We start from the raw sequence: 23,490 nt of genomic DNA, 5'->3' as shown, positions 1-23,490 counted from the left end.
ACACCTTACAACTAAAGTAATGAGTTGCGTCACAGAAGGGGGTACCCCTGTATGGGCAAAGCCAGGAAGCCAATCCAAATCGTGATACTATTACTAATCGTTCTGCTTGGGGCTTATGCCATCAGCTCCTCTGTGTTCGGGGGAGACGGCAAGCCTCAAGAAGGCGGGAAAGCGCCTAATTTTGAATTGCTTGGGCTGGACGGTGCGACCCATACGCTGGAGGAATTCAGAGGGAAGTCGGTTGTACTGAACTTTTGGGGCTCCTGGTGCGCACCATGCGTGAAGGAAATGCCTGCCCTCCAGGCGCAGTGGGAGAAATGGAAGGACCAGGGTGTTGTAGTCTTAGGCGTGAATGTGGGCGAGGATCAGATGACGGTGGACAATTTCGTGAAGCTCGTGGATATTGATTTTCCGGTTGTGATGGATAAGGGACGTGATGCGGTCCGCAGCTATGGGGTCTCCCCGCTGCCTACCACCTTCTTCATTAATACAAAGGGCAGGGTGGACAGCATTCATATCGGCCAGCTGGATCTGAGCTCGCTTGACGAGCAAATCGGGAAGCTGGTGGAACCATGAGTAAGCATGAGCCGCTGATCAGCAACACCAAATGCGAATGCGGTCATCAGAATCCGGTAGGAACGGTTCTCTGTGAAGCCTGCGGCAAGCCGCAGGATGAGAAGGAAGAGAACGCCTCGGGGAATCTGGAGATGCGCTACGATGGGGTGGCCCGCCGTTCGGAGCGGGTAAGTCCGGGAGTGATCGATAAGGTCTGGAACTTTTTTTCCTCAGTCAAAATCGCCATCTACCTGATTGTATTGACGCTGCTGGGTGCGATGCTCGGTACGATTTTTCCGCAAGAAAGCACCTTTCTGAATATTGATGCTTCAACCTATTATGAACAAACGTATGGAACAGCCGGGAATATATATTATAGACTCGGCCTTTCGCATACCTATGAATCCTGGTGGTTCGTGACGCTGCTGGTCATGATCGGAGCTTCTCTGGTTATCTGCAGCCTGGACCGCGTGCTTCCGCTCTACAAGGCGCTAACCCGGCAGAAGATCCGCAAGCACCGCCAGTTCCTTACCCGTCAAAAGCTAACGCTGAATACAGAGGTGGAAGGGGAGCCGGAGGAATGGGTGGCACGGATCGTTCAGCCGCTTCAGAAGAAAGGATACCGCGTGCGGACGGAGGGCGGCGCATTACTGGCCGAGAAACACCGTTTCAGCCGCTGGGGTCCTTATGTAATACATATCGGCCTGATTATATTTTTACTTGCTGTGCTTGCTAGGGGACTTCCGGGTCTGAATATGGATCAGCATCTTGCCTTCCCGCAGGGAGAGGCAGTACGGATACCGGACACCAGCATGTACCTGAAGAATGAGAAGTTCACAGTAGAATTCTATAGTGAAGAAGAGATGCCCGAGGAATTCCGGGGCAAGAAGGTTCTCCCTAAGCTTTACGAGACTAAGGCGGTTCTTTATGAATGTACGGCGGACTGCAGCGATCCCTCCAAGGAGCCTCAGCTTGCGGAAGTTGCCCGGCACGACATTCAGGTAAATTCTCCGCTGAGCTACCAAGGAATGAAAGCGTATCAGTTTGACTATGATCTTACGCCTGTGCTGCGTTCCGTGCAGCCTGATCTCGTCAATGCTTCAACCGGTGAGAGCTACGGCAAGTTCAGACTGGATATGAAGAATCCGCAGCGCAGCTTCAAGGCGGGACCCTACACCCTTGAGCTGAAGGAGAAGTATATGGATTTCGGATTGAATGAGGAAGGCCGTCCGGTCTCTACCTCCCCTTATCCGAACGCTCCGGCGTTTCTCTTCCTGATCCGTGGTCCGGATCTGCCGGCAGAGGGGCAGCAATATTTCTATTTCCCGAAGCAGGTGGACAAGGAGCGCTTCCAGCAGGCGGCCATCAACGATAAGCTTGGAGGCGGCACACGGTTTCTGGAACTTGAGGTGGGGAGTATGACGGATGTGGATTTCTCGGAATCCACCACCTATCTTAATATCCGTGTGGACCGGGCAATGCCGTTCGTCTGGGTGGGTGCGGGTATTGTCATGCTGGGGCTGATACTCGGCTTCTATTGGCAGCATAGACGCATCTGGCTGATCGTTGAGGGCGGACAGCTGGTGCTTGGAGGCCATACGAACAAGAACTGGTTCGGCTTCCGCCGTGAGCTCGTTTCTATTCTGGAGCAGATAGACATGACAGTCGATGACAAATCATTGGACAACGGAGGAGGCATGGCATGAGCTTGCTCGATTTCAGCAGTGACGTCTTTATAGCCGCATTCTTCTTATACAGCGGTGCCTTCATGTTGTTCACCATTGCCATTATGGGCCGCAAATGGTCAGGCAGGAAGCCGGAGGAGCATACGGCACGGTGGGGCAGGGTTGCTTTTATCACCTCTTCACTCGGGCTGCTCTGCCATCTGGCCTACTTCATTACCCGCTGGATGGGGGCCGGTCATATTCCGGTCAGCAATATGTATGAGTTCATGACCTTCCTATCGATGATGGTGATGGTTGCCTTTACGGTGATCTTCGCCATCTACCGCAAGATCATTCTCGGGGTATTTGCGGTTCCGATCTCCATTGTTGTGATGGCCTATGCAGCGGTATTTCCGCAGGAAGTACAGCCGCTCATTCCTTCGCTGAAATCGATCTATCTGAATATTCATGTCACACTTGCTGCGCTTGGGGAGTCCTTCTTCGCGGTAGGCTTTGCCGCCGGGCTGATGTATCTGCTGCGGACAGTGAAATTTGACAGCAAGGAACGGAGTGACCGTAAGCAACAGCGGCTGATCGAATTTACTCTGTTCTCGATCATTGTTATAATTGGGTTTCTTGGATCTGTATTTGCCTTCCGCGGTGCGGGCTATGAATCTGTTTTTGTCCGTTCGAACGTTACGATTGACAGCCCCGGGCAGGAAGATAGTACAATAGAGAAAGTGAGTTATAAAATGCCGCCGATTGTGGCACCGTACCATAGCGAAATTGAGAGCTTCCAGCCGTTTCTTGGGCTTCAGAAGCCTTTGTTTCAAGCACCTTCCTGGATGAATGGCGTCAATGCAGGACGCAAGTTCAACACCGTGATCTGGTCACTGCTGTCCGGACTGCTCTTGTATGGACTTCTTCGGCTGGCCGTGCGTAAGCCGCTTGGGAAGGCCCTACATCCGGTGCTTGATGGAATCGACGAGAATGATCTGGATGAGATTACCTACAGGGCAATTGCCATCGGGTTCCCGATTTTCACACTGGGGGCTTTGATTTTTGCAATGATATGGGCCGAGGTGGCATGGGGCAGATTCTGGGGATGGGACCCCAAGGAAGTCTGGGCACTCGTCACCTGGCTGTTCTACAGTGCTTATCTCCATTTGCGGCTGGCCCGCGGATGGCAGGGACGCAAATCCGCTTGGCTCGCTGTACTCGGCTTTCTAATCGTAATGTTTACCCTGGTCGGCGTTAACCTGGTTATTGCCGGACTTCATTCATACGCGGGAACAGACTGATAAGTTCGGGTTTCTCCGGGCGCGTATGATCCAAGGTGACGTTCTACTGTAATTGATGAAGGGGTTGTTGTGTAAATGGCTGATCACTTGAATAGAATTCTGGTGGTGGATGACGAAGAACGCATCCGCCGCCTGCTCAAAATGTATCTTGAAAAAGAAGGCTATGAGATTGATGAGGCAGAGGACGGGGAAATTGCCCTGCGCAAAGCAACCGCTAATGACTACGGCCTGATCCTGCTGGATGTGATGTTGCCGGGAATCGACGGCATTGAAGTGCTGACCAGACTCAGAGGAGTGAAGTCCACACCGGTCTTAATGCTTACCGCTAAGGGTGAGGAGATCAACCGGGTGCAGGGCTTTGAGATGGGGGCAGACGATTATGTCGTCAAGCCATTCAGTCCGCGCGAAGTGATCTACCGGGTCAAGGCGATTATGCGCCGTTCCTCTGCGACAGCATTTCTGTCTAAAGAGAGCAATTCGAGCAACAATATCGTGTTCCCGTTCCTGATTATTGAGCATGATGCACACCGTGTAAGCGCAGGCGGCCAAGAGGTAAGTCTGACACCCAAGGAATACGAGTTGCTGCATTATCTGGCGATCTCACCGGACAAGGTATTCTCGCGTGAGGAGCTGCTGAAGGATGTATGGAATTACGAGTTCTTCGGGGATCTGCGCACCGTGGATACCCATGTCAAGCGTCTGCGTGAGAAACTGAATAAGGTATCCCCGGAATCGGCAGCGATGATTACAACGGTATGGGGAGTAGGCTATAAGCTTGAGGTGCCTAAATAAGTGAACTTCTGGAGAAGTCTTGTCGGTAAGCTGTGGATCACGATCATCTTTCTGGTTGCTGTCGTGCTCATTACACTCGGGCTGTTCCTGCTGCCTTACATCGACAGTAATTTCACCAATTCCGGGGCAATCAAGCGCTTGTTCATGTATACGTGCATGATCGGATTCTCTCTGACCACATTCTTTGCCCTATTCCTGTTCACGAAGATCACTCAGCCGATGCAGCAGGTTATTGAAGCAGCGAATGATATCCGCCGCGGCGAATATGGAACAAGACTGACCCTGGTCACGAGCGATGAGATCGGCCAGCTTGCCACATCGTTTAACCACATGGCGGAAGAGCTGGAAGAGAATATACGCAGTCTGAATAATGAAAAAGGGCATTTATCCAGCGTCCTGCGCAGCATGAGCGATGCGGTGATCACCTTCGATATCGAAGGCCGGATCATCCTCACCAATCCGCATGGGCAGACCCTCCTCGAAACCTGGAGTGATCTTACCTGGGAGGAAGAAGAGGATAACGGACTTGTTCCGAAGGCCTCTTCTTCCAATGAAGTGCCGCCGCCGCTGCGTCCACTATTCTTCAGCACCCTTGAGGACGGGGGCGATCAGCGCTCCAATGTTCATGTCCGGCAGGGGGTATGGTCGGTGCACATGGCACCGCTATATTCCGAAGATCATCTGCGCGGAGCCGTTGCCGTTCTGCGTGATGTGACGGAGGAGGTGCGTCTGGAGAAGATGCGGCGAGATTTCGTAGCCAATGTATCTCATGAGATCCGCACCCCGCTCTCGATGATGCAGGGCTACAGTGAGGCTTTGCTGGACGGAATGGCCTCCTCACCGGAGGAGAGCAGCGAGCTGGTTCAGGTTATTCATGATGAATCCTTGCGTATGGGCCGTCTGGTGAAGGATCTGCTGGACCTGGCACGCATGGAAGCTGGGCATACGGATATGCTTAAGGCTCAGGTCGATGTGGGAGAATTGCTGGAGCGGGTATACCGCAAATTCTCCGTCAGAGCCAAGGAACGAGATATTATGCTTGAACTGAAGCGGCCCGAGCAAGAGCTGCTGCTGGGGGCTGCCGATGAAGATAAGCTGGAGCAGGTACTGACCAATCTGCTGGATAATGCCTTCCGCCACACTCCGGCTGACCGGAGAATCTCCATTCTGGCAGGCACGGTAGTGCTGGAAGGCAGAAGTCTGGTGGAGATCGCGATCAGAGACCAGGGGGCCGGAATCAATCCCGAGGATCTGCCGTTTATCTTCGAACGCTTCTACAAAGCGGATAAAGCCCGCCTGCGTGGAGAATCGGGCGGTACGGGACTAGGGCTGGCGATCGTGAAGAATATCGTCGAATCGCATCACGGCAGCATTTATGCCTCCAGCAAGCTAGGAGAAGGCACCACATTTACCCTGCGGCTTCCTGTCGAAAAACAGTAAACTAAGAGCATGCATGACAGCGCCTCTGAGAGCAGAGGTGCTTTTTGTTGAAATCACCACATTAATATTGTTCATCGTGAAACATATATTTCAAGCTAAGGCTTGCAGGAGGCTGGGCATTATGATCTTATCCTTGGACCAAGGTACTACCAGCTCACGGGCAATTCTCTTTGATGCAGAAGCGGAAGTGATCTCGCAGGGGCAATATGAGATCAAGCAATCCTTTCCCCGCCCAGGCTGGGTTGAGCATGACCCGGAGCAGATTTGGGAGAGCCAGCTTGCAGCAGCCAGAGATGCCATTGCAGCGAGCTCCGTTCCAGCTGATCACATAACGGCTATCGGTATTACCAACCAGCGTGAGACTGCACTGATATGGGATAAAATTACAGGTAAGCCGATCTATCCGGCAATTGTCTGGCAGGACCGGCGGACAGCAGACCAATGTGAGGAGCTGAAGGCATGTGGGATGGCCGGAGTCATTGCGGACAAGACGGGGCTTGTCATCGACGCGTATTTCTCTGCGACCAAGCTGGCGTGGATTCTGGATCATGTGCCGGGAGCAAGAGACCGGGCAGCCAAGGGAGAGCTCCTGGCGGGGACGATAGACACCTGGCTGATCTGGAAGCTGACCGGGGGCGCTATACACGCTACAGACGTTACCAATGCTTCAAGAACGATGATGTATAACCTGCATGAGCGCCAATGGGACGAAGAACTGATGGACACGCTGTGTATTCCGCCGTCCATTCTGCCAGAGGTGAGGATGTCGGGCGGAGACTTCGGTGTCTGTGACCAGCAGTGGTTCGGTCTCGAGATCCCCATCCGGTCGGTGCTGGGGGACCAGCAGGCAGCACTCTTTGGGCATACCTGCCTGGAAGCAGGCAGTGCCAAGAATACCTATGGCACGGGCTGCTTCATTCTCATGAATACAGGTACTGAAGCTGTGGCATCCAGTCACGGTCTGTTGACCACGGTAGCCTGGGGTATGGGCGATGAGCTCTATTATGCGCTGGAGGGCAGTGTGTTTGTGGCTGGAGCGGCTGTGCAGTGGCTGCAGGAGGGACTGGGGCTGATTGTCGCGCCCGCTGACTCGGAAGAGAAGGCCAGTGAAGTGGATGAGAGTGAAGGAGTTGTGGTTGTGCCAGCATTTACCGGACTGGGTGCGCCTTACTGGGATATGTATGCGCGGGGCGCTATATTCGGCTTGACGCGGGGCACCACCTCCGCACATCTGGTACGGGCGACGCTGGAATCCCTGGCCTTCCAGTCCCGTGATGTCATCGACGCGATGCAGAAGGATGCCGGCATGCCGCTTACCGGCCTCAGAGTGGACGGCGGTGCGGTGCGTAACAATCTGCTGATGCAGTTCCAAGCCGATATTCTGGGTAGCGAAGTGACACGAACAACCTATGCGGAGACTACGGCACTTGGTGCCGCGCTGCTCGCCGGGCTCACCTCTGGGGTATGGACCCGTGAGCAGCTGGAGAGCTTCAACACCGCCGAGAAGGTCTTCTCGCCGCAGATGGAGCCAGAGGAGCGGGAACGCAGATATGGCGTCTGGCAGGATGCTGTGTCGCGCACGATGGGCTGGGAGAAGCATGAGGGCAAGCACGAAGGCAGACTTTAGAGCAGGATATAGGTAGAAGAACAGAAACGGCCCGCAGTCAGAAACTCTGCTGCGGGCCGTTTGTTTACTATAGAACAGAATGAACGTTATGATTAGTACTCCATTACAAATGCGACATTCTGCCATCCGGCGCCAACGGTCCAGAACAGGACTTTGTCGCCGCGTTCAAGCTGCCCGGTAGTGACGGCTTTGTGAAGGGCGATGAACGGGCTGCTGGTCGAGGTATAGCCGAACTCATCGCCTATGTAGACTGCGGCCTCAGGGGCAATGCCGATCTTGCCGGAGACGGCCTGGATGTTCGGAAGGGACAGCTGTGAGAAGCAGGCGGCCTTGATTGACTGAGGATCAATACCGTTGTTGCTCAGCAGGGTGTTGATCGATTCGGAAGCGGCGTCCACACAGATGGAATCATCGAACGGTATGAATTTCACATTGAACTCTCCTGCGGCAACACCGGTGCGTCCGAGCTTAGCCAGACCTTCTGCAGGGAACAGTGAGTTGCCGTACACACAGGTGTCTGTCTGGTAGATAGAGTCAATGAAGCCGACCGAATGCTCGTCGCGCTCCAGAATGACAGCAGCAGCGGCATCACCGAAGTTCGCGTAATACACCGGATCATTCTTGTCCGCATACGGCGCCACATAATCGGAGCCGATCACCAGGGCGCGGCGGATTCTCGGGTTCGCCATCATCTGGCGGCTGACCTGCTCAACCGAAGCCGTCATTCCGGCACAGTTGGCATTGCTGTCAATACAGATGGTATGCGAAGCCCCGTTAATCAGGCGGTGAATCATCAGTGAGTTCGTAGGAAATATATATTCAGGGGTCTGGCTTGCATAAGCAATCAGGTCAATGTCAGGACCGGTAAGACCGGTCTTCTCCAGAACATTACTTGCGGCTTCATAAGCCATTGTCAGGGAGTTCTCATCCGGGCTGTCGATGCTGTAGCGGTTTTCACGGCCCAGAGTAGCCAGCAGTCCGCGGATATCAATACCTTTGTCATCAAAATGCTGAATGAAAAATTCATTGCCGATTCTTTTGTCTGGATGGTAGATATCAATGTCCTTAATGCGAATCCCCGCCATAGTGCAGACCTCCTAAAAGTTGTCTTAGTTGTACTTCTCACTTCTCACGAATCTGCTCCGGTTCATTAAGCTTGTACGGTTGAAGTAATCTCCAGATTCTCAAGTCCGGCTTTGCGGCCCAGGCGTGCCAGCTGCATTTTGAGGATCGGGTTATTTTCCAGAGTAAGACTCACTTTCTGGAAGCCATCAGCCTTGAACATGATGAAGCAGTTTTCAAGCAGCGGCACGACATCAGGAGCTGTTACATTCAGCTTGCGGCAGTCGATATCCAGGGCATATTCAGCAGGGCTAATGGGGTTGATGGTCTGCTGGTAAGCCTGTATGGATTTGAGTCCGTCCTCGTTAGAGAAGGTTCCCTCCAGCTCGATATTGATTACTTTCTTCGCAGTGTCTGTCTTCAAAATAAATTGTCCCATGTTGATCTCTCCCTAAGTGTAATTTGAAATACCCCCAAAACATGATATTTGTGACTATATTCGACAAATTGCATTCGAATTTGGGATATTTTGCCTTCATTATAACCGGAGCATGCTGAAATGCGCAATCGAAAAGTCGAAATTTGTAGATTTATGAAGATTTTTCTTTGATTTCCTCCAGGGTATCCAGCAGCACATTAAAGGCCGAAATTACCCGGGGAGCACCGACGCAAGGGACCAGATGAAGCAGCACGCCCTTGATCTGCTCAACAGTCATGCCAACACGGAGCGCCATTACATAATGAACACCTAACTGCTCATACTGCCCCATCGTAATCAGAGACGAGATCACCGCGATCTCTTTCCAGTCAGAGCCAATCGTGGTCCGTTGAAAAATATCGCCATAAGCATTGCCCATGATATATTCGGCTAGTTCCGGAAAATGCTCTTTGATCGGAGCTAGGGCCTTGGCCCCATAATCTCCAGAGAGATTAGTGAAATGATCGAGTCCGCTGTTCGTGTTCTTGTTCACGCTATGGCCTCCTGATAGTAGGTTAGAAACGGTGTGCAATAAGGCTTGCTTACGTAAGATCCAGCGTGCGGTGAGCCGTAGGTGGCATTTCATCGCGGTCAGTCAGCAATTCAATGACAGCTGGCTTGTTAAGCGCTACAGCTTCGCGGATGGCAGCGGCGAACTCCTCCTGCGTCTCACAGCGGAAGCCGGCTGCACCCAGAGATTCAGCGAATTTCACGGCATTCATTGGAACCTCGAAGATCGTACCGTCAATCCGGCCGGTGGTCTTCTCCATCCCCTTAAGCGCCATATCCAGCTGCATATTATTCACCACGATGAAAATCACCGGAATGTCCTTGCAAACAGCTGTGTTTATTTCAGTTCCGAGCATCATAAAACAGCCGTCCCCGGTAATGCAGAAGACCGTCTCACCGGGAGAGGCCGTCTTGGCGCCGATCGCCATGCCAATTGAATTGCCCATGCAGGCAAAGTAGGCATCGAATATGAAGCTGCCGGGCCTGCGCACATTGAACCATTTCACAGCATTGAATCCATGGCTGCCGTCATCTACAAACACGCTGCTGTTGTAAGGAATCAATTCGCTCATCGTGCTCATTACCGAAGCCAGAGAGAGCCCCGCCAGTACGGGAAGCTCATCATTGTAATCATTCGAGACTGTGATTTCATGCTTGGTAACCGCTGAGAAGTCCAGCTTCTGGAGATACAGAGCCAGGTTGTCCCTTAAGTCTCCGCCGACAGCAATAGTAGATGAGGTGAGTATTTTACCGACAAAGGTCGGGTCTACATCGAACTGGATCAGCTGCCGCGGATGATTCTCCGGCTTCAGGTTGCAGATGGTCATATCGCTGAGGCGGGACCCCAGAACGATGAAGAGGTCGCTGTTGTTCATCAGTTCATCTCCATGCGAGGAGCCGCCGACGCCTATTGGACCATGGTAGAGCGGATGATCGTAAGCTATAGCGCCTTTGCCGCCTGGAGAGGTGACCACAGGTATGTTAAAGGTCTCGGCCAGCTGGACCAGTTCCTGATGTGCTCCTGAGCGGTTGACGCCCTTACCGGCAATGATCAGGGGTCTAGCGGATTCATTGATCGCCGAGCTGACCCGTTCATAGTTCTGATAGCTGACCAGCCCTTCACGTTCCGGCAGAACAATCCGGCATTCCGCAAGCCGCTCTGTCTGCACATCAAACGGAATGCAGAGATGAACCGGACCTTTTTGGTCACCGAGGGCGATGGATAGGGCATGATTGAAAATGGTGCTGAAATGATCCCCGCGTTCAACGAGCTTGCTGAAGAGGGTGGCCGGCCGGAACATATCCGCCAAATCAGCCAGATAGGAAGTGGAATCCTGACATTGGGGAATGCCCAGCTCCTTGATGGACTGGTGGCCGGTGATGAAGAGGACGGGAAGATTATTGGCCTTGGCATGCGCTGCTGCGGTGAGCAGATTCGTTCCGCCCGGACCGGAAGTGCCGAAGGCTACTCCGAGGCTGCCGGTCTTCAGAGCATAACCGCCGGCAGCGAAGCCGGAGCTAGACTCGTGCCGGCCGGGGATGAACTCAATACCATAGTCAACCAGTTTCAAAGCGATGGGGCAAATAGATTTGCCTATGATTCCAAAAGAATGTGTGACTCCCAAATTGCGTAATGCTTCCGCCATATAATCTGCAACTGTCTTCAGAACATCCACCCCGCAAGTTGTTATTTGTATTAGTCAGCAATAGAAAACCTGTACTCAACATAGGAGCACAGGTCTGTTGCACGAATCACCATAATCAAACGCATAACCTAAGGCGTTTACAGTTTTTCAGCAACCTGGCTGTCATGATCCCACTTCAGAAATGAGACTGTAGATCCATGGCTTTGCGTCATTCCCTTTCGGTGAATTTTGCCGGTATGCGATTATAAATGAATCTGTGAAGAATTTTCCTTTACAATATATTCCTCACTCCTCTTTTGTCAATAACCCCGATGAGAAGAAACTCGGAATTTGACGAATATTCAGGAGTGGAAATGGATGAATATTTGGATTTTCAAACTTTTGAAAATTTTTCCCTTTGGAAGGCTAAAGTCTTAAAATGCAAATGGATATTTAGGGCTATTATTATGAGGAGTAAGCATAAAGCCTCATTACATTCCTGATTTACTGTAAAATGTTAAGAATTCACTAGATATACAGCATTGTAAAATCCACTTATAGGACTTAAGTATTGTATGTGTGCGGTGATGCCTTATAGACAAGCTATGCCTATAGAACGACTATAGTAAAGAAGTGCAAAGCGGATTTTTTACCCTTATGCACAATTTCAACAATTTGTGAATATTACATAACAATCTTAGTTTTGCACAGAAAAAGAGACACCATCTGCAGGAAATCCCGCAGATGTGTCTCTTTTGGTTAAGGTTAGAATTTGAAAATATGAATTGTTTTTTGCAAGTTAAAGACAGCGGAAGTCATCTTCTCTGTCTCCTCAGCTACGGATTGCAGAGCGTGAATCTGTTCGTTCATCGCTGCGGATACCTCTTCGGTCCCTGCGGCGGTCTCCTGGGTGATGGCTGAGATATTCTCGATCGCCCCGGAGATCTTAAGCGCGCTCTCCAGCATAAGGTCACTCTCTGCGGAGAAGGAGGCGATCTGCTCGGTTATGTATTGGACACTATGTACGATCTGAGCAAAAATATTGGCCGTCTCTGTGATCATCTTATTCTGTACCTGGACTACCTCTTCGTTGATGGCGATATTATCAATGGCCTGCTTGATATCTGATTCAATGCTGCGTACCAGCCCGAATACCTCTTTGGTTGAAGCGGTGGATTCCTCAGCCAGCTTGCGGACCTCCTGGGCAACGACAGCGAAGCCACGGCCATGCTCGCCTGCACGGGCTGCTTCAATAGAGGCATTGAGCGACAGCAGATTGGTCTGTTCGGCAATTTCGGTAATCGTCTTGGTAATCATCGTAATGCCGCGCGCGTTCTGTGACAGGGCTTCAATGGTATCCGCCACCTTCTGGGTCGCCTGGATGTTCTTGCGCATGCCTTCGGCCTGGGTATCCACCGATTGCCGTCCCTGTTCAACCAATTCCAGCGTATGTACAGATCGTCTATTCATTTCCTTGGTGGAATTCGTATAATTGGAGACTTTGATTTCGATATCCTTGATCGATTCGGTCATATCAGCAATATCCACTGAGATTTCGTTAGCGCCGAGAGCCAGTTCATTGGAGGAGGAGGCCACCTGCGCCATGACAAATTTCAGATTCTGATTCTTGTCTTCAATCCCGCGGCTGGCGTCCATAACCTGCCGGGTAATCTGTGAGGCATCGGTGAGGATTTTTTTGAGCTTGTCAATCATGGTGTTGAAGGACCGGCTAATGTCACCCATAGAGCCGCTCTCGTCGGCACGGCTGGTGAAGTCGCCTTTGGCAATGGTGTGTGTTACATTGGAGATGTCTTCGAATGAAGATGTAAGCGTTCTCTCAATGAAGCGCGCAAGCGGGTAAGTCAGCGCTGCCAGAACGGCGACAAGAATAATGCCGATGAGCAGCCTGTCCATAAGGATTAGTGTGATTAAAACAGGGACAGCGAATAAAGCGGCAACCAGGTAACATCCGGTGACGATTTTTTGTTTCAACGGCAGCTTGTTCATCCAGTCCATAATGTAGAGTCCCCCTATAAATAATAATGTGTATTGTAATATTATAGGGGATACTAGTGCATTTGGTCTATTATTAAAAATCGTATAATGCTGCCGCTTCACGCAGAGCTGAAGCAACAGTATCTACAAGCTCAGGCGGTGCGGTCACCTTGATGCCCTGACCCAGGGAGAGGATCATCCGGCGTGCAGACTCCGGCGTGTTGAATTCGGCCTCGGCCCTGATCCAGCCAGGGGCCTCAGAAGGCTCCTGGTGCAACAGGGCGACGTATCGTTCCCTCTGGAGCTCCTTCATCGTGTGATCCCTGACAAGCAGGCTGGCGGGGTACCGGGGCAAGGCAGACTTGAACGCTGCGGTGGAGGTCTCCCAGTACTCAGACAGGACGAAATCCTCCGGCTGCTCAAAAGACTCAGCTGTGACTTTGGCCTCAGTAATTCTGGAGACCCTGTAGGTCCGCATCTCACCGTCATGCCCCGCGACCAAGTACCAGACGCCGCGCTTGACTACCAGCCCCAGCGGTGCAACCAGCCGCTCGGCAACATCCTCCCCGCGCAGATAGGTGATGCTCACCTTGCGGTTCTCCCATAAGGCTCCCTGTAAAACGGCAAGGCAGGGATAGGTCTCTCCGGAGGGATGCCATCCGGCTCCATCGATGTGAATCCGCTGGCTGAGGAAGCTGAAAGCAGAGACGGGCTGCCTGGTAGCGGCAGCCTGCAGCTTACGGGCGGCCGAGGAGAACTCCTCCTGAATGCCCAGAGCGTGCAGAATCGCCGGATCAGCGGGCACCAGCAGCGCGGCAATCTCCTTGGTGTTCATTCCGCTGAGGGAATTCCGGTAGCCTTCAGCCAGCTTCCAGCCGCCTTCCCGGCCGCGTTCCGCCAGCACGGGAATACCGGAGAAGCTGAGTGCCTCCATATCCCGGAAGATTGTACGTTCGGATACCTCCAGCGTTTGCGCCAGCTCCTTGGAGCTGATTTTGCCGCGGCTCTGTAAAAGTTGAACGATAGTGATCAGACGGTCTGCTCTCATTCGGATGCCTCCCTAACTTTATTATTAAATTATATATGTCAGTGGTTGTCATGTATAAGGTATATATTAGACAAGAGTACGGATTAGCGCAAATGATCTTCTAATCCGGGCATGATAGATGTAAGGGAGCGGATCAAATGACAAATCTGCAAGGGAAAGTGGCATTGGTAACAGGAGGGAGCAGGGGAGCGGGCAGAGGCATTGCGCTGGAGCTGGCGAAGGCAGGCGCCTATGTATACATTACGGGCAGGAATGCTGGTACACCGCAGGAGCAACATGCAAGGACGCTTGAAGGTGTGCTGGCTGAGATTCGCCGGTCAGGCGGGGAAGGAGCTGTAATCCGCTGTGATCATACCAGTGACAGTGAGACAGAAGCTGTAATCCGGCAGATTAGCGCAGAGCAGGGCAGACTGGATATTCTGGTCAATAACGTCTGGGGAGGCAATAGTCTCTTTATCGGGAATGAACCGTTCTGGGAGCAGCCGGTGGAGCATTGGGATCATATGTTCACTGCCGGGGTCCGGGCGCAGCTCAAGACTAATTATTATGCCATACCACTGATGCGCAGCGAAGGAGCTGGGGCGGGTAAATTAATCGTCCATACGACCTTCTGGGATGAGTATAAATACACCGGAAACTTCTATTATGATTTGTCCAAAAATGCGCTGGTGCGCATGGCCTACGGATTATCCCTTGAACTGGCTGCGGATGGCATCGCGGTGATCCCCGTCTCTCCCGGCTGGATGCGGACCGAGCTGGTTCTGGACAGCTTCGGCACAGATGAGGAGCACTGGCAGGAGGAGGAGGGGCTAAGGACGACCGAGTCAACAGCCTATGTCGGACGCGCAGTTGCAGCGCTTGCTGCTGATCCAGAAGTGATATCCATGACTGGTACTCCCCAGAAGGTAGGGGACCTGGCACGGAAATACGGCTTTACGGACACCGACGGCAGGCAGGTGCCGGCCTACCGGATTTCATAGAAATATAAGAATTTATAGGTTGCACACGATATATTATCCTTCTATTTCTCGCTGAAACGGTACCGTCCTTTCAAAGGACGGCAATGCCGTTTCCACTTGTTAAATGCAAAAACACTCTTTGGAAGTGCGCAGCCTGGGGCCTGCACTCCCGAAGAGTGTTTTATTGTGGAGAAATAAGAATTAGTTCAGAGTGATCTCCTCAGCGGTGTTGATCTCCGGCAGTCCGGCCAGCTTCACCAGGACCTCCTTCGGCACAGCCTTATCAACGGTCAGGAGCATTATGGCGGCTCCACCGATGATGGTACGGCCAACCTGCATGGATGCGATATTGACGCCATTCTCGCCGAGCAGGGTGCCGACGAGTCCGATGATACCCGGCTTATCGTTATGCGAGATTACAAGCTGATGGCCTTCCGGAGCAATATCGACTGGGAACTTGTTGACTTTAACGATACGTTCGCCGTAGCCCTGCAGCAGGGTACCGGCAACCAGACGCTCTTCGTCATGCTCAGCCTTGAGTGTTACTGTGATGAGGTTGGTGAAGCCTTTGGTTTTGGAAGCCTTGGTCACCACTACGTTCACATCACGGGTCTTCGCCAGATGCATTGAGTTGACGATGTTCACATCTCCCGCGAAGTGGCGGGTGAGCACGCCTTTGACCACATAGCGGGTAAGCGGCTGGGTATCCACATCCGAGAGATCACCGGCATACTCCACATGGATCTCGCGGATCGCGCCGTCCGTAATCTGAGTTGCGAAGCTGCCCAGCTTCTCGCCGAGGGTGAAGTAAGGCTGCAGCTTGTTCATAACGCTAGGCGCAACCGGCGGAATGTTCACCGCGTTGATGAACGGTTCGTTACGCAGGATATGGAGGACCTGCTCCGATACATCGATGGCCACGTTCTCCTGGGCTTCAATCGTCGAAGCACCCAGATGCGGAGTCACGATAATCTTCGGATGTGTAAGGAACGGGTGGTCTGCCTCAGGCGGCTCCTTCTCGAAGACGTCGAACGCAGCGCCGGCCACAATGCCGCTGTCAATTGCTTCTACGAGCGCCATTTCATCGATGACACCGCCGCGTGCACAGTTTATGATACGCATGCCTTTTTTCATGACTTCGAATTGCGGACGGGAGATCATGTGGCGGGTCTCCGGGGTGAGTGGTGTGTGAACCGTGATGAAGTCTGCACCGCGCACAATGTCGTCTACCGAAGCCAGCTTCACTTCCATTTTCTCTGCACGGTCAGCCGTCAGGAACGGGTCATAGGCCAGGATGCTCATGCCAAAGGCTTTGGCGCGCTTGGCCACCTCGCTGCCGATCCGGCCCATGCCGAGTACGCCCAGTGTCTTGCCGCGCAGTTCTACGCCGAGGAAGGTCTTTCTGTCCCATACGCCGGAAATCGTCTTCGCATAGGCTTGAGGAATATGACGGGCCAAGGCCATCATCATGGCAAAAGCATGTTCACAGGTCGTAATGGTGTTGCCGTCCGGAGCGTTGATAACTACTACACCGCGCTGCGTGGCGGACTCCAGCTTGATGTTGTCCACGCCGACTCCGGCCCGGCCGATAACCTTGAGATTAGTACCGGCTGCGATAATTTTGTCTGTCACGGTAGTCTGGCTGCGAACGAGTAAGCCGTCATATTCGCCAATGATTGCAACTAGCTCATCTTCACTTAGTCCTGTTTTCTTGTCTACAGTCACATCGCTTGCGTCCATCAATTGCTGAATGCCCAAATCGCTGATCGGGTCCGATACTAATACTTTAAACATGGTCTCTTGTCCTCCTTCAAATGGGAAAGCTATTATATATGCCAAGGATCACCGGGTAAGGCAATCCGCAGTACCAGAACTTACAAGAGCATAACGAGCAGCTTGACACCGGGGTAACGCGCTGTCGCACAAAAGAAACAGCGTGCAGAGGCACCAGATTCATAGGAATATGGCAATAAAAAAACTCCCAACCCCATACTACTGCCGTAGTAAGGGACGAGAGTTGTCGTGGTACCACCCTAATTCACTGCAACGGTTAAGAAGCAGCCTCATTGGCCTGCAAAGGCCACACTGGTAACGGAGTGATCCGATTGTATCTACTCTTGTGTTCAATACAATATCTCAGGAGCGCTAAAGATTAATGTCTGCCACCGGTTTCCACCACCCACCGGCTCTCTGAAGGCTGCAAGTAATCTTTGTTCCATCATCGGTTTTGCTTGATTAATTTTTCATAATGTAACATGGTGATGCCAAGTGTGTCAATAGGATTCTTCTGCACGGGTCCGCCTTGAAGTGGACCGTATTTTTCGTTATGATGCAATAACTGGTCCTACTCATAGAAGAAAGGGAGCTGCGGCATGATCTCCTTGCCGTAATATTGTTCGCGCCACTTGATGAAGTCCTGCTCCTGCACCGCACCGGTGGAGATGAGCAGGGTCACGGAGGACTGAATATTATTCAGCTTCAGCGAGCTGGCGGTCCCAGAATAGATCATATCGTCAATCTTGGCGGTGATATCCTGCGGATCATAGCCGGCATAGATGCCGCGGTTCAGCATCATATCGGCTATGGAAGCATTCTTGAGTAAGAGCGGCATTTTTTTCCACTGAATGAAAGAGATTGTCTTCAGCTCACCGGACTGCTGCGGAATGGACGAATGGGTCTTCGACCCCCATTTCAGCATGGAATCATAGAAGTTCTTCTGGGCCAGCAGCCCGAATCTTACGGCACTGGTTGTGAAGTTGTCACTTCTCAGCACTTTGGCGGCTTCGGCGCCGGAAGCACCCGCAGTCACCTTGCCGGAGGCTTGGGAGAAGAGTGTGAGACTCTTAAGAATATTGAGCTGAGATTCATAGAGCATCGGTGAATTAGTGAAGAGCGAATCCTGGGTAACCTTATCATACTGCTTGTCCGCCAGAATACTCAGATTCTTCAGCGTTGCCGCGTTCTGGCGAGCATCCGTGCTGCGGGCAAGACCGTCCAGCTGTTCGTTCCAATTGCGCTTGAATTCCCGGTAGGGCAAAAATACGTTATGATAAAAGGTGACAAGATCCTGCTGCTGGTAGGAGCCGGAGAATTCCTGGGCGCTTGGGTGGTCCTTCAGCTGTGAATACTTGGCCTCTGTCTTGTCAGCTCCAACCTTGACTCCCGTGAAAAATGAAGCGAATGCGGATATTAGAAAAAACAAAAAACCTAGTGTGTACATCATTTGAGTGCGGGAGGTACGGCTGTTCATGATTAGGTGCTCCTTCGTATAGGTGAATTAACTTATGTAAAAACATTTATAGAACAGGCAGGTTATAATGAAAAAATTCAAATTGGGTGACATCAAAATTAAAAAGGCCGATCCACAGCAGTTAACAGACAAGCTGTTACTCATTAATCTGTATATTACTCAGGGCCTTACCTTATTTATCGGTTTGATATGGATATTATTGCAGAAAAGAAATCCTATTCACATATTAAATTTTCCGGATAGTGTACATTTCGTGTACTGGGGCCTTGGCCTAGCAGTCATTATGCTTGCTGTTGACTTCCTGCTGACCCATATTGTTCCTGAAGACAGCATGGATGACGGGGGGATCAACGAGCTACTGTTCGGCAAACGGCCGCTGTGGCATATTGTGGTTATTTCAGCGGTGGTTGCGGTGTGTGAGGAGCTGTTGTTCCGCGGAGCGATCCAGCATTCTCTTGGGCCGTATTGGACGAGTATACTATTTGCCGTTATTCATGTCCGTTATCTGCGGCACTGGATTCCTACGGGCTGGGTCTTCCTCAGCAGCTATGGTCTTGGGCTTATCTACATCCATTCGGGCAGTCTGTGGGCACCTATATTGTGCCATTTCCTTATAGATTTGTTCTCCGGTATGGTTATTCGTTACAGGAGGGTATCATGACAGAACAATTAAGCCGGGTAAGGTCCCGCCAGAAACAGCAGAAGAGAGAACAACAGTCTCCGGTCAGAGCGGGCAAGCATCAGCCGTCTTCCGGGGCAGCAGAAGAGAGTGCGGGAAGTCCGGTGCCGGTAGCAGGGACCCTGTCCAGAAAGGAACGCTTATCGGGGCGCAGGGCCGCCGGAAGGCCGGAACGTGATGCGGCACAGGAGGAAGGGGAGCAGACTCCGTCGCGTGCAGAGAGTTATCCGTCAGAACGAATCCGGTTCAGCAAAATGTTCATCAATTCGCTGATTGTCTTATTTCTGATGCTGCTGGGCTTCCTGCTGTGGTGGGGAATAAACGGGGCACCGGATCTGGATAGCCTATGGAGTTGACTACGGTTCTCCTGAGTCTGCTTGTTGTGTGTCTTGGGGGAGCAGGGGTCATAGGCCTTCTGATGGTTGTTGCTGCCTTCAAGAAACGGTTGAATAATCAAGATATTGTACTGGAGCGGCTTCCTGCCGTGTTCGACCACTACCGGATACTGCTCATTACGGATATTCACCGCCGCCGTCTGCCGGAGGCGATGCTGACCCCGCTGCGGGGGAAGGTGGACGCTGTCTTCCTAGGCGGTGATATGACGGAGAAGGGCGCTTCTATAGAACGTCTGCTGGAGAATATGACACTGGTAACCTCCATTGCGCCTGTGTATGCCGTTCACGGTAATCATGATTACCGGGCGAACATCACGCTGGTGGATAACATCATCCGGGGAAGTGGAGCCAGTCTGCTGGTGGATGAGAACTGCGTCATTGAACGGGACGGTGAGCAGTTTATTCTGACCGGGGTGGATTTCCCGAGGAAAGGCGGCAAAAAGGTCTACGGACCTCTGCCCGCCGTGGATGAAGCGGATACGGAAGCCTTCCGGATCATCCTCGTGCATGATCCGCTCTGGCTGTCCCGGCAGCAGGAAGTTCCGGCTGACTTGATTCTGGCCGGGCATACCCATGGCGGCCAGGTTGTGCTGCCCTTGATCGGGAACCGGCATACCGATGAGTTCTACCGCCAATATAATGCGGGGATGTATGAGATTCCCCGGAGCTATAAAGGGGGTCTCCCGCCGCTGAAGATGCTGATCAGCCGGGGGTTCGGTACTGCGCATCTGCCGCTGCGCTGGCGCAGTCCGGCTGAGATGCATGTACTGACCCTGCGCTGCGGAGGGCAGCATTCAGGTTCTTAGGGAGTAATGAGATAGATACTTAACACGACAAAAAAACGGTTGCCTACATTTGTGGGACAACCGTTTTTTGATGTATTCAGAGTTCAGCGCATCTTCAGCTCAATGCTGCGCGGATCTACAAAGCTGTAGCCCTTGCCCTCAAGCGTAGTGAGCAGAGTGTCAAGTGCCTCTACCGTCCAAGGCAGCTCATGCATCAGGATATTGCTACCGGAATGCAGCTGACCAGTGACATTGCTGATCAGCTTGCTGGTCTTATCCGTATCCTTGGCCTTCATCTCCCAATCGAGGGAGCCATTGGACCAGGTCATATAGAGCATGCCGTTTGCAGCAGCGATTTTTTTGCCTACGTCACCTCCGGCACCGTGCGGCGGACGGAAAAAGTGAGGGGTCTCACCTGTGATATCCTTGACGATCTTCTGAACATCTTCAATCTGCTTCTTCACTTCGGCTTCCGGCTTGTCCTTCAGTACAATATGATCCCAGCTATGATTGCCGAGCACGCCGCCCCGTTTGTGGATCAGCTCCAGCAGCTCGGGATGCTCCTTCACCCGGTAACCGTTGACGAAGAAGATCGCTTTGGCCTTGTGCTTGTCCAGCGTATCCATTAGCGGATTGATTAATTCCGCTTCCTTTGGCCCGTCGTCGAAGGTCAGCAGGACTACCTTCTTGTTCGTCGCCGGATCATTAGGGACAATGTCATAATTCTTGTTCATATGGTACAGCAGCGGCACCTGCGCATCGCTGGCTGCCGCAGGCGTGGCCTCCGGTGATGCAGTTGCCTCAGGTGCAGCTGATGCTGTTACCTCAGGTGTAGGAGATGCGGCTGTCTCCGCCGCGGCTGTTGCTGCCGCAGACTGCGGCGTCTTCTCCGCTGCCTGACTGCCTGTATTTCCGCCGCTAGTGCAAGCTGACAGCAGACAAGCCGCCAGGAGTAGCGTTATTGTTGCTTTACCCACTTTTTTCATCTCGCTTTCTTGTTGTTTGGCTGTATGAGCGGCTACCTTTCCGCGAACACTAAGCATGATTTTACCATACAAGGAGGTTGGAGATATGAATACTTCGTCATTTCTGTGCGGGGTGCTGATTGGTGCAGCCGCCAGTATGATTATGTCCAAAAAACGCAGTGCCATGATGTCTGCCTTAATGCATTCGAATGGTTCTTCCTACAATGCGGGTGACAAGGCCAAGGACAAAATTATGGGGATGGCCATGACCGGCTTCGGCAGCACGGCAGCGGGCAGCAGCCATGAACACTCAGGCTCTCATGTATCCGGTGGTGGCGATCATAAAGAGGACTCCCCGTTAAAGTCCAAAGAATCAAATTTGAACATGCTGAAGGATTTCATCCGCAGCAACCCAGATGTGAAACATGAAGTCGAGCAGATTCTCAAAGATACTCATACCGCCATACCGGGTTTGTAACCGGATCTAACCGCTGCAGAATCATTTTGGCGATGCCGGCATCGCTGAAGTGATTCTTTTTTAATATGGCTTTACATATAATGGGCAGCAAATTGGGCTGAATCTATATTTATTTACGTGCATTTGTAGCTTCAAAATGATAACATACGTATATAGTAACCATTTTTGGCTCATTACTCGGGACTCATCATACATTAATATTAAATGAGCTTGCAAAAGGAGGATCCTGTCATGAGAATAGAGCGATTAAGTCAAGATAAGATACGGATTTTCCTCACTTTTGACGACCTGAGCGAGCGGGGCATCCAGAAGGAAGATATGTGGCAGGAGGTTCCCAAGGTACACGACCTCTTTACGGAAATGATGGATCAGGCATACAGCGAGCTTGGTTTTGATGCTACGGGTCCGCTTGCCGTGGAAGTGTTCGCATTGCCCGCGCAAGGCATGGTCGTTATTGTGACCCGGGGGAAATATGATCACCATCAGTACGGTGGGGCCGGGGAAGATGAATTGCCTGAAGAGATTTATGAAATGGAAGTTACTCTTGAACAAAGCGACTCCATTGTATATGCGTTCCGCGATTTCGAGGTTCTGGTGGAAGCGGCTCATGTACTCATCGGCAATATTACTTCTCAAGGACAACTGTATTCTTATAATGATAAATGGTACCTCTACTTCGATCCAAAGGAGTTTGAAGAGGCTGCACTGTCAGGGTTGGTAGGTGTGCTCGCTGAATTCGGAGATTCCTCTCCGGTAACTCAGGCTGTTCTGGCTGAATACGGCAAGACAGTTATGGCGGAGAATGCGATTCAGACGCTGTGCAATCATTTTAAACGCCAGGAATAAGAGAGTATGGTAAGGTACGGTTCCTTTTATAACATCTTCAGCAGGGATTAGGTTTAAGCGCAAGGGAGGCTATTCGGTGCTATTGTTATCGGTCATTTCGTCAGCAGTTGCACCGGGACTTGCGCTGCTGACTTTTTTCTATCTGAAAGACAAGTATGATCAGGAACCGCTCCATATGGTGCTTAAGGTGTTCCTGCTTGGCCTGTTGATCGTGCTGCCGGTGATGATTATCCAGAGGGGGCTTGTGCTGGGGCTGGGCGGTGGTCCTTATGTGGATTCCTTTCTGATCTCAGCCGGGGTGGAAGAGGCCCTGAAGTGGTTTGTGCTGTACCATATGATTTACAATCATACCGAATTTGACGAGCCCTATGATGGAATACTATACGCCGTAGCGATTTCGCTCGGCTTCGCAACAATAGAGAATGTAATGTATGCGTGGTACAGCAATGCTTCATTCGGCACCATGATTCTAAGGGCACTGCTTCCAGTCTCCGGACATGCCATGTTCGGCGTAATTATGGGCTACCATATGGGCAGAGCCAAGTTCTCCGGCGGGATCAAGACCCGGAAGATTCTACTGATTTCATTGCTCCTGCCCTGGCTGTGGCATGGAATCTATGATTTTCTGATCGCCACGACAGCTAACTATTGGATCTGGTTTATCGTGCCCCTGATGGCAGTATTATGGTATAGAGGCATGGGGAAGGTAGCGCGGGCCAACAGCCGGTCCCCGTTTCGCTTTTTGAAGCGTGAGGAAGAGGTTAACCTATAATCGAGATGGACACACTTAATCCTACAGGGCAGTTCCTTAAGGCAAGGAATTCCAGAAAGGAGAGAGAGGTGTCTTTTTTTGCGAGTAAAAGTTCGGATTGTCTGCAAGCAGTGCGGCGAAACCTACATATTAAGAGGGAACAAGGAGCAGGGGGTTGTCCAGACCGGCTTCAAGCAATGTCTGTGCAGCTGTGTAAGCGGCTTTGAGATTGAGGAACGGGCCTGAAGACCGGATTCTTGAAATAGTGCATAAGACTTCTCAGTT

23 protein-coding genes, 1 riboswitch and 1 other annotated feature are annotated in these 23,490 nt (G+C 51.8%); of the genes, 14 read left to right on the top strand and 9 right to left on the bottom strand.

Going from position 1 to position 23,490, the window contains the following annotated elements; all coding sequences use genetic code 11:
- The first annotated feature begins 51 nt into the window (after positions 1-51).
- From resA to glpK, 6 genes are all read left to right on the top strand, one after another.
- Positions 52-576, top strand: a complete 525-nt coding sequence (gene resA / locus MKZ07_RS11745; RefSeq protein ID WP_036698196.1) for a thiol-disulfide oxidoreductase ResA — start codon at positions 52-54, stop codon at positions 574-576.
- Positions 573-2,261, top strand: a complete 1,689-nt coding sequence (gene resB, locus MKZ07_RS11740; protein ID WP_036698194.1) for a cytochrome c biogenesis protein ResB — start codon at positions 573-575, stop codon at positions 2,259-2,261. The genes resA and resB overlap by 4 nt, the downstream gene beginning before the upstream one ends.
- Complete coding sequence (gene ccsA, locus MKZ07_RS11735; RefSeq protein ID WP_036698192.1) at positions 2,258-3,520, top strand: cytochrome c biogenesis protein CcsA; 1,263 nt, start codon at positions 2,258-2,260, stop codon at positions 3,518-3,520. Before resB ends, ccsA begins: the two co-directional genes overlap by 4 nt.
- 75 nt (positions 3,521-3,595) lie before the next feature.
- Complete coding sequence (locus MKZ07_RS11730; protein WP_036698191.1) at positions 3,596-4,312, top strand: response regulator transcription factor; 717 nt, start codon at positions 3,596-3,598, stop codon at positions 4,310-4,312.
- On the top strand, positions 4,313-5,752 hold the full coding sequence (locus tag MKZ07_RS11725) for a HAMP domain-containing sensor histidine kinase (protein WP_036698189.1): 1,440 nt from the start codon (positions 4,313-4,315) through the stop codon (positions 5,750-5,752).
- 121 nt (positions 5,753-5,873) lie between these two features.
- Positions 5,874-7,379, top strand: coding sequence for a glycerol kinase GlpK (gene glpK, locus MKZ07_RS11720; protein ID WP_036698185.1), 1,506 nt, complete (start codon positions 5,874-5,876; stop codon positions 7,377-7,379).
- A gap of 92 nt (positions 7,380-7,471) precedes the next feature.
- On the opposite strand, the gene MKZ07_RS11715 is transcribed toward glpK, so the two are convergent.
- The 6 genes from MKZ07_RS11715 to MKZ07_RS11690 form a co-directional block, all read right to left on the bottom strand.
- Positions 7,472-8,464: a 3-oxoacyl-[acyl-carrier-protein] synthase III C-terminal domain-containing protein gene (locus MKZ07_RS11715; protein WP_341025896.1), complete on the bottom strand. Its 993-nt coding sequence runs from the start codon at positions 8,462-8,464 to the stop codon at positions 7,472-7,474.
- Positions 8,465-8,529: 65 nt separating this feature from the next.
- Positions 8,530-8,880 (bottom strand): hypothetical protein, encoded by a 351-nt coding sequence (locus MKZ07_RS11710; RefSeq protein WP_036698182.1) that lies wholly within the window; start codon positions 8,878-8,880, stop codon positions 8,530-8,532.
- Positions 8,881-9,031: 151 nt separating this feature from the next.
- Positions 9,032-9,412, bottom strand: a complete 381-nt coding sequence (locus MKZ07_RS11705) for a carboxymuconolactone decarboxylase family protein (protein ID WP_036698179.1) — start codon at positions 9,410-9,412, stop codon at positions 9,032-9,034.
- A gap of 49 nt (positions 9,413-9,461) precedes the next feature.
- Positions 9,462-11,105 (bottom strand): thiamine pyrophosphate-binding protein, encoded by a 1,644-nt coding sequence (locus MKZ07_RS11700; protein ID WP_051493859.1) that lies wholly within the window; start codon positions 11,103-11,105, stop codon positions 9,462-9,464.
- Between the two features lie 116 nt (positions 11,106-11,221).
- Positions 11,222-11,318, bottom strand: a riboswitch (cyclic di-GMP riboswitch).
- Positions 11,319-11,819: 501 nt separating this feature from the next.
- Entirely contained in the window at positions 11,820-13,070 is a 1,251-nt protein-coding gene (locus tag MKZ07_RS11695) for a methyl-accepting chemotaxis protein (protein WP_036698177.1), read from the bottom strand.
- Between the two features lie 73 nt (positions 13,071-13,143).
- On the bottom strand, positions 13,144-14,097 hold the full coding sequence (locus MKZ07_RS11690; RefSeq protein WP_036698175.1) for a helix-turn-helix transcriptional regulator: 954 nt from the start codon (positions 14,095-14,097) through the stop codon (positions 13,144-13,146).
- 137 nt (positions 14,098-14,234) lie between these two features.
- Between MKZ07_RS11690 and MKZ07_RS11685 the strand changes: the two genes are divergently transcribed.
- The gene (locus MKZ07_RS11685) at positions 14,235-15,077 is read left to right on the top strand and encodes an SDR family NAD(P)-dependent oxidoreductase (protein WP_036698172.1); all 843 of its coding nucleotides are present in this window, start codon (positions 14,235-14,237) and stop codon (positions 15,075-15,077) included.
- Between the two features lie 180 nt (positions 15,078-15,257).
- On the opposite strand, the gene serA is transcribed toward MKZ07_RS11685, so the two are convergent.
- Both serA and MKZ07_RS11675 read right to left on the bottom strand, forming a co-directional pair.
- Positions 15,258-16,850, bottom strand: coding sequence for a phosphoglycerate dehydrogenase (gene serA / locus MKZ07_RS11680; protein WP_036698170.1), 1,593 nt, complete (start codon positions 16,848-16,850; stop codon positions 15,258-15,260).
- A gap of 209 nt (positions 16,851-17,059) precedes the next feature.
- Positions 17,060-17,287 (bottom strand) — a binding site (T-box leader).
- Positions 17,288-17,400: 113 nt separating this feature from the next.
- Entirely contained in the window at positions 17,401-18,306 is a 906-nt protein-coding gene (locus MKZ07_RS11675; protein WP_036698168.1) for a hypothetical protein, read from the bottom strand.
- A 67-nt stretch (positions 18,307-18,373) separates the two neighbouring features.
- Here MKZ07_RS11675 and MKZ07_RS11670 point away from each other — a divergent pair, with 67 nt between their 5' ends.
- From MKZ07_RS11670 to MKZ07_RS11660, 3 genes are read left to right on the top strand one after another with little or no spacing between them, the layout of a single operon-like run.
- Complete coding sequence (locus MKZ07_RS11670; RefSeq protein WP_036698166.1) at positions 18,374-18,967, top strand: CPBP family intramembrane glutamic endopeptidase; 594 nt, start codon at positions 18,374-18,376, stop codon at positions 18,965-18,967.
- Complete coding sequence (locus tag MKZ07_RS11665) at positions 18,964-19,341, top strand: hypothetical protein (RefSeq protein WP_036698164.1); 378 nt, start codon at positions 18,964-18,966, stop codon at positions 19,339-19,341. The genes MKZ07_RS11670 and MKZ07_RS11665 overlap by 4 nt, the downstream gene beginning before the upstream one ends.
- The gene (locus MKZ07_RS11660; protein ID WP_341025892.1) at positions 19,338-20,186 is read left to right on the top strand and encodes a metallophosphoesterase; all 849 of its coding nucleotides are present in this window, start codon (positions 19,338-19,340) and stop codon (positions 20,184-20,186) included. The genes MKZ07_RS11665 and MKZ07_RS11660 overlap by 4 nt, the downstream gene beginning before the upstream one ends.
- An 83-nt stretch (positions 20,187-20,269) precedes the next feature.
- Here MKZ07_RS11660 and MKZ07_RS11655 read toward each other — a convergent pair whose 3' ends face one another.
- Positions 20,270-21,142, bottom strand: coding sequence for a polysaccharide deacetylase family protein (locus tag MKZ07_RS11655; RefSeq protein ID WP_036698740.1), 873 nt, complete (start codon positions 21,140-21,142; stop codon positions 20,270-20,272).
- A 94-nt stretch (positions 21,143-21,236) separates the two neighbouring features.
- On the opposite strand from MKZ07_RS11655, the gene MKZ07_RS11650 reads away from it, so the two are divergent.
- The 4 genes from MKZ07_RS11650 (at position 21,237) to MKZ07_RS11635 (ending at position 23,451) form a co-directional block, all read left to right on the top strand.
- Positions 21,237-21,608: a hypothetical protein gene (locus MKZ07_RS11650; RefSeq protein ID WP_036698162.1), complete on the top strand. Its 372-nt coding sequence runs from the start codon at positions 21,237-21,239 to the stop codon at positions 21,606-21,608.
- 231 nt (positions 21,609-21,839) lie between these two features.
- On the top strand, positions 21,840-22,454 hold the full coding sequence (locus MKZ07_RS11645) for a genetic competence negative regulator (RefSeq protein ID WP_036698160.1): 615 nt from the start codon (positions 21,840-21,842) through the stop codon (positions 22,452-22,454).
- A gap of 76 nt (positions 22,455-22,530) precedes the next feature.
- Positions 22,531-23,226 carry a glutamic-type intramembrane protease PrsW gene (prsW, locus tag MKZ07_RS11640; RefSeq protein WP_036698158.1) on the top strand — a complete coding sequence of 232 codons (696 nt, stop codon included), beginning with the start codon at positions 22,531-22,533 and terminating at the stop codon, positions 23,224-23,226.
- Between the two features lie 78 nt (positions 23,227-23,304).
- Positions 23,305-23,451, top strand: a complete 147-nt coding sequence (locus MKZ07_RS11635) for a hypothetical protein (protein ID WP_179090427.1) — start codon at positions 23,305-23,307, stop codon at positions 23,449-23,451.
- Positions 23,452-23,490: the final 39 nt, after the last annotated feature.

Origin of the sequence: Paenibacillus sp. FSL P4-0338 (assembly GCF_038002365.1) — a bacterium.
GTDB lineage: Bacteria > Bacillota > Bacilli > Paenibacillales > Paenibacillaceae > Paenibacillus_AQ.
Note: the sequence above shows the minus strand (reverse complement) of the source record. Positions and strands in the feature narration are given on the sequence as shown.

Coding starts and splice junctions, on each gene's coding strand:
- resA (WP_036698196.1), top strand. CDS start 52: ATGGGCAAAGCCAGGAAGCCAATCCAAATCGTGATACTATTACTAATC.
- resB (WP_036698194.1), top strand. CDS start 573: ATGAGTAAGCATGAGCCGCTGATCAGCAACACCAAATGCGAATGCGGT.
- ccsA (WP_036698192.1), top strand. CDS start 2,258: ATGAGCTTGCTCGATTTCAGCAGTGACGTCTTTATAGCCGCATTCTTC.
- MKZ07_RS11730 (WP_036698191.1), top strand. CDS start 3,596: ATGGCTGATCACTTGAATAGAATTCTGGTGGTGGATGACGAAGAACGC.
- glpK (WP_036698185.1), top strand. CDS start 5,874: ATGATCTTATCCTTGGACCAAGGTACTACCAGCTCACGGGCAATTCTC.
- MKZ07_RS11715 (WP_341025896.1), bottom strand. CDS start 8,464: ATGGCGGGGATTCGCATTAAGGACATTGATATCTACCATCCAGACAAA.
- MKZ07_RS11710 (WP_036698182.1), bottom strand. CDS start 8,880: ATGGGACAATTTATTTTGAAGACAGACACTGCGAAGAAAGTAATCAAT.
- MKZ07_RS11695 (WP_036698177.1), bottom strand. CDS start 13,070: ATGGACTGGATGAACAAGCTGCCGTTGAAACAAAAAATCGTCACCGGA.
- MKZ07_RS11690 (WP_036698175.1), bottom strand. CDS start 14,097: ATGAGAGCAGACCGTCTGATCACTATCGTTCAACTTTTACAGAGCCGC.
- MKZ07_RS11685 (WP_036698172.1), top strand. CDS start 14,235: ATGACAAATCTGCAAGGGAAAGTGGCATTGGTAACAGGAGGGAGCAGG.
- serA (WP_036698170.1), bottom strand. CDS start 16,850: ATGTTTAAAGTATTAGTATCGGACCCGATCAGCGATTTGGGCATTCAG.
- MKZ07_RS11675 (WP_036698168.1), bottom strand. CDS start 18,306: ATGAACAGCCGTACCTCCCGCACTCAAATGATGTACACACTAGGTTTT.
- MKZ07_RS11670 (WP_036698166.1), top strand. CDS start 18,374: ATGAAAAAATTCAAATTGGGTGACATCAAAATTAAAAAGGCCGATCCA.
- MKZ07_RS11665 (WP_036698164.1), top strand. CDS start 18,964: ATGACAGAACAATTAAGCCGGGTAAGGTCCCGCCAGAAACAGCAGAAG.
- MKZ07_RS11650 (WP_036698162.1), top strand. CDS start 21,237: ATGAATACTTCGTCATTTCTGTGCGGGGTGCTGATTGGTGCAGCCGCC.
- MKZ07_RS11645 (WP_036698160.1), top strand. CDS start 21,840: ATGAGAATAGAGCGATTAAGTCAAGATAAGATACGGATTTTCCTCACT.